Consider the following 9026-nt stretch of genomic DNA (forward strand, 5'->3'; position numbering starts at 1 on the left):
GGTTGTTTAAGAAGGTGTGATTGTGGGTTGCCTTCGTTTATAATGAAGTTTAAGGCAGCGGCACATTTCGCCTTTATCAGCCTTTATTTTGTTGGTTGCTTTTGTTTTCGGCACATGCAATAGATGCCAATGATGATGAAGGGTATCGACAAAATCTGACCCATATTGAACAACATCCCGCTCTCAAAGTTTACTTGTATGTCTTTGGTGTATTCGATGAAGAAGCGGAAAGTGAAGATGAGCGTAAGGCAAAGTCCGAAGAAAAAGCCTGTGCCCACGCGTTGTGGATGCTTGCGATAGAACCAAAGTCCCACAAAGAAAAACACGAAATAGGCAATGGCCTCGTAAAGCTGACCAGGATGTCTTGGCACCTTATCCACTCTTTCGAAGATAAAAGCCCATGGCACATCGGTTACTTTACCAATGATTTCTGAGTTCATCAAGTTGCCCAAACGTATAAAACAGGCTGTGATGGGCGTTGCAATGGCGATGTTGTCGAGCACTTGCCAAAGATTAAGGCGTGTGCGACGGTAGTAAAGATACAAAGCCACAATGAGTCCGATGGTTCCGCCATGCGATGCCAAACCCTCGTAGCCCACGAATTTCCAGCCTCCGCCCGCCATAAAATGGATGGGCACAATCATTTCTATGAAATGTTTAACGCTGGTGAGATAGTATTCGGGTTGGTAGAATAGGCAATGGCCTAGGCGCGCACCAATAAGAATACCAAAGAAGCAATAGAGAAACAGCGGGTCGAAGAGTTCGTCCTTTATCTTTTGTTGCTTATATAGGCGCTGAACGATAAAGTAGGCCAATAAAAGACCAATGAGCCAGCACAGAGAGTACCAGCGAATGGATAACCCTAAGATGTGAAATGCTTCTACATCGGGATTCCAAAGGATGTAGTTAAGGTGTGAAAACATTTGTATTTATTTAGATTTTGTTGTGTGTAATGGGGCAGAACGCAGGGCATTGAGAACTTTTGTAATTGCTTGATGCTGATTAGCTCCAACCATTGGAATTATTAACCCAGCGTAGGACTTTGACTTAGCCACTTTTTGCTGTGTGGACGTAGGTCCAAACACAGCAAAAGACAGACTATGTTAACCAATGGCACTGGGTAAACATAAGAAATGAATACGACCAAGTCCATAAGGCGCCCATACCAAAGCCTACACGTTGAACCTAAAGTGCATGATGTCGCCATCTTGCACCACATATTCCTTGCCTTCGATGCCTAGTTTTCCAGCTTCACGTACAGCAGCCTCCGAGCCATATTCAATATAATCGGCATACTTAATAACCTCGGCACGGATAAAGCCTTTTTCGAAATCTGAGTGAATAACGCCTGCACATTGAGGCGCTTTCCAACCCTTATGGTAGGTCCAAGCCTTCACTTCCATTTCGCCAGCCGTGATAAAGGTTTCGAGATTGAGCAGCGCATAAGCCTTTTTGATAAGACGGTTAACACCGCTTTCTTTCAAACCCAGTTCGTCGAGGAACAATTGCTTGTCTTCATAGCTTTCGAGCGAAGCAATATCTTCTTCTGTTTTACCAGCGATAATCAGCACTTCTGCCCCTTCTGCCTTTGCCACTTCTTCCACTTTTCGACTATATTCGTTTCCTGTTTTGGCTGCAGTTTCGTCCACATTGCACACATAGAGCACTGGTTTAGCGGTAAGAAGGAAGAGGTCGTGAGCTGCTTGCTGTTCTTCTTTGCTTTCGAATGTCACGTTACGGGCGTTCATTCCCTTTTCCAACACCTCTTTATAGGCCGTAAGAACAGCCACATTCACCTTAGCATCTTTATTGCCAGCGGCCGCTGCTTTTTGGTCTTTAGCCAATCGTCCTTCGATGGTTTCAAGGTCTTTAAGTTGCAATTCGGTGTCGATAATTTCTTTATCGCGAATAGGGTTGATGGTTCCGTCAACGTGTGTGATGTTTTCGTCGTCGAAACAACGCAGCACATGAATTATAGCATCGGTCTCGCGGATGTTTCCTAAAAACTTATTACCCAATCCTTCGCCTTTAGAAGCACCCTTAACCAGTCCGGCAATGTCTACAATCTCGCATGTAGCGGGCACAATTCTGCCAGGATTAACAATCTCGGCCAGGCGTGTTAGTCGTTCATCGGGAACGGTAATAACGCCCACATTGGGTTCGATGGTGCAGAAAGGAAAGTTTGCTGCCTGTGCTTTAGCGCTTGAAAGGCAGTTGAAAAGGGTGGACTTACCCACATTGGGAAGTCCCACTATACCACATTTTAATGACATTTCTTGTTTATAATTATATATATAATCTGCAAAGTTAGTGCAGAATTTCGAGAAACACGAATAAAAGTGTTATGGTTTGGTATTTAGGGCTGTTGCTAAGGCAAAAGGGTGGGGCAGTTTGATGGGGCGCGTGTTGAGACACTTAGCGCTGCACGAGTGACAACAAATGTTGTTTTAGGAATCAAAAAAAGGAGGAAAGAGGGTAGAGCGCTTTAAGCTTATAGGAGAGCAGGGGCTGTTTTAGATGCCAAAAGTGGCGAAGAGGGTAGGGCGCTTTGTGCTTGAAGGAACGTAGGGGTTGGTTTAGATGCGAAAAGAGATGAATAGGGTGGGGCATTATAACTTAATGGGGATTAATGGCCGCTGCTTAAAGAGCGAAACGAAGGGAAGAGAGGGACGCGGAATAGGCATTATGCAAGCTTTAAGTACCACATTTAATAACACCACGAATAACACAATCACAATCAACTAGCGTTTAAATTGTAAAATAACAAGTATAAAATTTAACATTATGAGTGCGTTTTTTGCTCACCAAAGTTCATTCGTTCGCAAATACTCAATTCTCGCGGAGGTTTGTTTAGATGTAAAACGCCTTTTCTAATGAAAGCCAACAAACAGAATATTTATAGAATTAAACCCCCAATTCTACTCAAAATGGGGCTATTTATAGCAAAACACCATGCTAAAAGCACCAAAACGCAGTGCTAACTCCTTGTAAATGCATTGCTAACTCCTAGTAAATGCGATGCTAACTCGTACAAAACGCAGTGCTAAATGGTGCAAAACGCCCTACAACAAACCCTTTTTTGTATTTTAATGCCGCATTTTTATTCGAACGAAAGGTAAAAACTCGTTCGTTTTTGAGGCTAAAAGTGGCTCAAAAAGCTGCTTTTTAGCACCAAATACCCATTTTTAGTGCAGTGAAAAACCGTCTGCAAGTCACCAAATAGAAATGTAAAATGCTACTAAATGCATGTGTTGCCCAAAGATTTTGCCCTAACCGTTTTTGTAAAAGGCACAAAAATGCCTAAATTTCCTGCTTTATAGCATGTTATTTCTCTAGAATGGGTAAGAATGAAAGCTGTATATTGTAAAATAAAACGTTATAATTTAACAATAAAGTGGAACGAGAAGCGTTGGATAATACAACGACCCACTACATACAAGCAAATGTTATCGCTGTGCGAAACGACCTATATCACAGGCTGAAATGTGGTTTATCGCAAGGCGAAATCATTAAAAAGTTGCCCAAACGTTTAGAACTGGAAGTAAATAAAGGGCTGTATGGCACTGCTTTTAACCTGAATAACGATATAAATAACAATAACAAGGAACAGCGCACAGACAAGCACATTGCAGCGTTTAAGACCAGCTATGAGTGTTTCTTGCCAGCTATTGGGTATGAAGTGGCTGACATATCCAAAGAGCATCAAGGCTAACACATACTTATAACCCTGCACTACGGGCAGAAAGAGGTCGGGACGGAAGTCGGTGAAGATGCGGTTGAGCATTGTTTTGCTTGTTTCGAACGATAGATTGCGGAAAAACAACCATGTGAAACACACAAAATGGAAGGTGATAAGGATGGCAAACGGGCGGCGAATGCCACGACTAACATAATTGCGATCGTGTTTTAATAAGCCCTGCGAGAACAGTTTGTGCACTGCCAAAGCCACGCCATGCATACCGCCCCATATCACAAAGTTGATGCTTGCGCCATGCCAAAGACCACCAAGAAGCATGGTGAGGATGAGGTTGAAGTATTGTCTTATCTTGCCTTTACGGTTGCCACCCAATGATATATAGATATAATCGCGTATCCATGTGGACAGCGAGATGTGCCAACGACGCCAAAAATCGGTGATGTTGGTAGAGATGTAGGGCGCATTAAAGTTGAGTGGGAAATGAAATCCCAAGAGCAATGCTATACCAATGGCCATGTCTGAATAGCCCGAGAAGTCGCAATATATTTGCAAGGCGTAACCATAGATGCCCAAGAGGTTTTCTAATCCGCTGTAAAGACCAGGATTATCGAATATTCGGTCAACGAAATTAAGACTGATATAATCGCTGATAACAGCCTTTTTAAATAGTCCGATGAGGATGAAAAACAGTCCGCGAGCAAACATGTCGTGTGTGATGGTTAGCGGTTGGCGTATCTGTGGTGCGAAATCGCTGGCCCTAACGATTGGTCCTGCCACCAATTGTGGGAAGAACGACACGTAAAATGCATAGTCTAGCAGCGAAGGCAAAGGCTTAAGTTGTCCGCGATAAACATCGATGGTGTAACTAAGGCTTTGGAAGGTGAAGAAACTGATGCCAACGGGTAGGAAGATGTCCCAGGGTTGGAAGTTGTGTTCGAGCATACGTTCGACCATACCCACAAAGAAGTTGGTGTATTTGAAGTAGCCCAGCAAGCCCAAATCGATGATAAGGCTTAGGGTAACAAAGAGTTTTCCCAATGCTTTGCGTTGGCGATGGCGATGTATAAGGTTGGCCAAGAGATAATCGCTTACAGTGACGAGAGCAAGTAAGCCAAAGTAAAAGCCACTACTTTTGTAATAGAAGTAGTACGAGAAGGCCGTAACGAAGAGCAAACGGGCCGTTAACTTGTTTTGCAAGCACATGTAAACGAACGAGAAACCCAAGAAAAGTATCAGGAAGAGTCCTGTTGAGAAGATGAGTGGCTCGTTGGGGTTGTAGGCCAAGAGGTCGGTAATACGGTGTATCCCTGCGGCGTGTTGCGTTGTGAATTCGCTTATTTGGTCGGCCAAGTACGACAGTTTGTCTACGAATTCTGATAATTGTTTAATCATTTCTTTTCAATTGCTTTTCGTCTAACATAGTTTTTGTAGCCCTCTTGGAACGAGGGGAACATCTTTCTTGCCAGTTCTCTTCCGCCTTTATAATTGAGGTGGGTGTAGTCTTTGTTGGCATAACTACGTTCAACCAATGTTTTTACGCTACCTTCGCCTCCCATTGCTTCGAAGAAGTTAAGGAACGACACCTTCATATCGGCTGCCATTTGCTGTTGGAGTGCAACGAGTTGTTTTACTTCTTTCATTGTTTGTATGCCGTCGGGCGAGCGTTGATCTCGGTCGGGTACGCTCACCACGAGTATGGAAGCTTGTGGGAAGGTTTGTCGCATTAGCTCAATCACCTTTTTCATTTTGTTGGTGTAGCCTTTCATTACGCTTAAGGGGTTGCCTGGAACGGCCACATTAAGCCCGAAGTGCAGCACAATAAGGTCGTAAGGACGCAGCCTACTAAAGTCTTGCAAACGATGAGAAGGAATTTTGGCTAGTGTAAGACCGGGTGAGCCACGCATCGAAAAGTTGTCAAGTGTTACACCTTTGTCGCCATCGAGTGTAAGACCGTAGAGGAAAGTGCCGCTACCCACGCCTTTAAATGCAAAGCCAATGCTGTTTAGGGTGTCTTTCACTTCCATTTTTTGCACGGCAGTAGAGCCAGTAAATTTGCGTTCGGTGATACCACCTTTGCCGTCGTTGGCTTTGATATCTACAGTGGTAGGCGTGAAGAAATAGAGTGTAGACACAGTCCATGTTTGGGTATGTGCATAATTTTTGGTGCCACTAACCTTTATCCACGAGCCTTCGCTAGGTGAGAAATAGCGTTCGTTGATGCCTTGTTTGGTGATGTCGAAGGGCTTTTTGGCCACGGCATATTCGGTAATACCGCTGTATTGCTGTCTAACAGAGATGCGGTTTTGCTGCATGCGCGAGCCAGTGTCAACCCATCCCACGCCACATCCGCCCCATGTTTTTTGGAACAGTTCGCGGAGGTCGGCCGTTAAGATGTCGCCTTCGATGTACGAATCGCCGAAATAAGCAATTCTAACAGGTCTATCCAGTTGGTTTACCTTAGTGAGTTGGTCATAAAAGTGGTCCATACCACCAGCTGCACCGCTAGAATAGTCGAAAATAGGTTCCACACCTTTGCTCCATATTTCTTTAAAATGCAGTGCAGCGCCTTTTTTTGTTTGCACCATGATGGGGTGGGGGGGAGTGGTTGGAAGCACGTTAACTTCTTTACCGTCGGGTTCGGGTAGCACTTGGCTAAGAATATTTACATCGCGCAATTGGGTGCTACCAATAGAGAGCGTGGGAAGTAGGTGCATGAGCAAGAGCGCGGTCACCGTTGTGGCCACGAGAATAAAAGTTCTTGCGGGTGGGTTCATCTGTTATACTGTTGTTGTTGAATGTCTTTTTAGGCTTTGCCCAATATTTTATATGGCCTTGCACAGCAATATGGAAGCAGACATGGCCCACCACATCGGCGGTTTCTTCGCAGAAACCACAGCGAGAGTAAGCTAAGTCTGCCCGCATCTTTGTTTTACATCGTAAAAGTAAGCCCTTTGCAAGGGCATTACTTGATAATTGATGTTTATTTTGTGCCTACCTTTAGAAAAATTTGGTTTCTTCCCCGTTTATTTCGCTAAGCAGCAGGTTGGCCAAACGACTCGTTCCCAGTCGGAACCACTTATTGGTGAGCCACTTTTCGCCGAGTACTTCTTTCACGATGGTGTAGTAAATGATGGCATCCATTACGGTGTTGATGCCGCCAGCGGGTTTAAAACCAATCTGAATGCCCGTTTTTTCGTAATACTCTTTGATGGCTTGGCACATCACGTAAGCCGCTTCGGGTGTAGCCGAAATCTTCTCTTTACCAGTAGAAGTTTTGATATAGTCGGCACCTGCATACATTGCTAGTAGCGAAGCCTTTTTGATATTGGAAGCCGTTTTGAGGTCGCCAGTTTCTAAAATCACCTTCATAGCCTTGTCACCGCAAACCTGTTTGAGTTCGGCAATGTCGTCGCAAAGTTCTTCGTAGTTACCCGATAGGAATTTGCCAACGGGCATAACGATGTCTATTTCGGTGGCTCCATCGCGCAAAGCCAAAGCCGTTTCGGCCACTTTCACCTCGATAACCGCTTGCGAAGAGGGGAAACTACCCGATACACAGGTGATTTCAACGCCTTCAACCTCAAGCGTTTCGCTAGCCACTTCGGCAAAACAAGGATAAACACACACGGCAGCAACGTGTGGCAATTGCGGGTATGCGCTTTCAAAGCGATTAACACGGTCGACAAAAGCCATCACACTGGTGTCCGAATCGGTGGTGCTTAGCGTAGTAAGTTCGATGCTTCCGAAGAGAAATTTCTTCACTTCGGGCGTATCGTTAGCCAGTGTTTTCTCGGCGATAATGGTTTTAACAGCCTGCTGCACCTGTGCTTCGTCAAGCTCGGTGTTATATAGTTGCAGGGTTTTTTCGTACTTGCTCACCTCATCTTCGTGGTGGTGATGTTCGTGTTGGTGATTTTTTTCAGCCATTTTATTTTATTTCTTTAGTTTTTCGTTGTTGATGTGTCGGGTGCAGTCTCGTTTTGTTTTCTTTTCGATGTTGCGTAAAAGCTCTTGTTCGAGGTCTACCCCCGTTTGGTTGGCAAGGCACAAAAGCACCCAAAGCACATCGGCCATTTCGTCTCCCAGGTTAGGTTTTTCACCCTGTTTAAAACTCTGGTCGCCATAGATACGTGCCATTTGTCGTGCCAGTTCTCCCACTTCTTCGGTGAGAACCGCCATGTTGGTAAGTTCGGAGAAGTAGCGCACGCCATAGGTTTTCACCCATTGGTCCACCATTTTTTGTGCTTCGGCCAGTGTGAGCGTTTTGTTTTGGCTTTTAAGGGGCATGTCTTTTTGCTCTTGCATATCGCGTTTGTGTGCTTTGCTATTGTTGATTGGCTTTATGTTTGAATTTGATGGTCGCCATGATTGCCGTTACATGGTGGCACATTTTATTTGTCTTTGCTGTCTATTACGATGGTAACAGGACCGTCGTTAACCAGTTCTACTTGCATATCGGCCCCAAAAACGCCCGTTAGCACAGGTTTTCCAAGAGCCTCGGATAGCTGTTTGCAGAACGCTTCGTATAGCGGAACGCTTACATCAGGACTAGCTGCGTGTATGTAAGAGGGGCGATTGCCTTTTTTGCACGAAGCCATAAGGGTGAACTGGCTCACCACGAGAATGCTGCCATCAATGTCTTTAACCGAGAGATTCATAACCCCCTCGTTATCATCGAAGATACGTAAGTTCACAGTTTTTTTTACTAACCATGCAATATCCTCTTGGGTGTCGGCATAACCCACGCCCAAAAGCAGCACCATTCCTTGTTGTATGGCGCTCTCAATACGTCCTTCGATGCTTACAGAGGCGCGTTTTACGCGTTGGATTACTATCCGCATTGTTGTTTGTTTATTTGGAATTGTGCAAAATTAGCCAAAATAGCGCAAACCGCAAAATAATTTTTTACTTGCTGTTGATATTAAATTGCAAGCAAAGTGTTTGGTGGCTAGGGCAGTGGCAAGTGGCATGTGGTGACAGTGCGTGCGTTTACTGGTGCTGTGCCCCCTAAATTTGCTTTTATGGTAGGCGATTAATGCATTGAAATTGGTGCAAAAATTTCGAGTATTTTGTCGTTAAAGATTGCTGTTTATCTCATTTTCAACTTATTAATATAAGTTTTCACGTGAAACATTTTTTATACATCTGTTGTCTTTTTCAATTCTTTTACACCCTAATTTATATTATTTTTCTCGTTTATGTACATTTAATTTCACAATGTTTTGTGTTTTTTGATTTACCACACGATGTGTAATCTTACTTTGTTCGTTTATTTACGCTTATGGGTGCGGGTTGCCAACTCTGCTGCCAACTCCTTAAGTGGGAGCTG

The 9026-nt window shown here is 44.3% G+C and carries 7 protein-coding genes; all 7 read right to left on the bottom strand.

The window, feature by feature from the left end; translation table 11 throughout:
* Positions 1–83 precede the first annotated feature (83 nt).
* On the bottom strand, positions 84–923 hold the full coding sequence (gene lgt, locus QME03_RS11365; protein ID WP_274947037.1) for a prolipoprotein diacylglyceryl transferase: 840 nt from the start codon (positions 921–923) through the stop codon (positions 84–86).
* A gap of 249 nt (positions 924–1172) precedes the next feature.
* A complete protein-coding gene (gene ychF, locus QME03_RS11370; RefSeq protein ID WP_281724427.1) occupies positions 1173–2273 on the bottom strand; it encodes a redox-regulated ATPase YchF in 1101 nt (366 codons plus the stop codon).
* 1256 nt (positions 2274–3529) lie between these two features.
* Positions 3530–5089, bottom strand: coding sequence for an MBOAT family O-acyltransferase (locus QME03_RS11375; RefSeq protein ID WP_281724428.1), 1560 nt, complete (start codon positions 5087–5089; stop codon positions 3530–3532).
* Positions 5086–6471, bottom strand: coding sequence for a GDSL-type esterase/lipase family protein (locus tag QME03_RS11380; protein WP_025816164.1), 1386 nt, complete (start codon positions 6469–6471; stop codon positions 5086–5088). The genes QME03_RS11375 and QME03_RS11380 overlap by 4 nt, the downstream gene beginning before the upstream one ends.
* Before the next feature lie 223 nt (positions 6472–6694).
* Entirely contained in the window at positions 6695–7624 is a 930-nt protein-coding gene (deoC, locus tag QME03_RS11385; protein ID WP_281724429.1) for a deoxyribose-phosphate aldolase, read from the bottom strand.
* A 6-nt stretch (positions 7625–7630) separates the two neighbouring features.
* A complete protein-coding gene (locus QME03_RS11390; protein WP_273148376.1) occupies positions 7631–8002 on the bottom strand; it encodes a nucleotide pyrophosphohydrolase in 372 nt (123 codons plus the stop codon).
* An 86-nt stretch (positions 8003–8088) separates the two neighbouring features.
* On the bottom strand, positions 8089–8538 hold the full coding sequence (gene dtd, locus QME03_RS11395) for a D-aminoacyl-tRNA deacylase (protein ID WP_281724430.1): 450 nt from the start codon (positions 8536–8538) through the stop codon (positions 8089–8091).
* Between the last annotated feature and the right edge of the window lie 488 nt (positions 8539–9026).

This window comes from Hoylesella shahii (genome assembly GCF_937990675.1).
Classification (GTDB): Bacteria; Bacteroidota; Bacteroidia; order Bacteroidales; family Bacteroidaceae; genus Prevotella; species Prevotella shahii.

Excerpts from the sequence above, each read along its gene's own strand:
- lgt (WP_274947037.1), bottom strand. The coding sequence starts at position 923 with ATGTTTTCACACCTTAACTACATCCTTTGGAATCCCGATGTAGAAGCA.
- ychF (WP_281724427.1), bottom strand. The coding sequence starts at position 2,273 with ATGTCATTAAAATGTGGTATAGTGGGACTTCCCAATGTGGGTAAGTCC.
- QME03_RS11375 (WP_281724428.1), bottom strand. The coding sequence starts at position 5,089 with ATGATTAAACAATTATCAGAATTCGTAGACAAACTGTCGTACTTGGCC.
- QME03_RS11380 (WP_025816164.1), bottom strand. The coding sequence starts at position 6,471 with ATGAACCCACCCGCAAGAACTTTTATTCTCGTGGCCACAACGGTGACC.
- deoC (WP_281724429.1), bottom strand. The coding sequence starts at position 7,624 with ATGGCTGAAAAAAATCACCAACACGAACATCACCACCACGAAGATGAG.
- QME03_RS11390 (WP_273148376.1), bottom strand. The coding sequence starts at position 8,002 with ATGCAAGAGCAAAAAGACATGCCCCTTAAAAGCCAAAACAAAACGCTC.
- dtd (WP_281724430.1), bottom strand. The coding sequence starts at position 8,538 with ATGCGGATAGTAATCCAACGCGTAAAACGCGCCTCTGTAAGCATCGAA.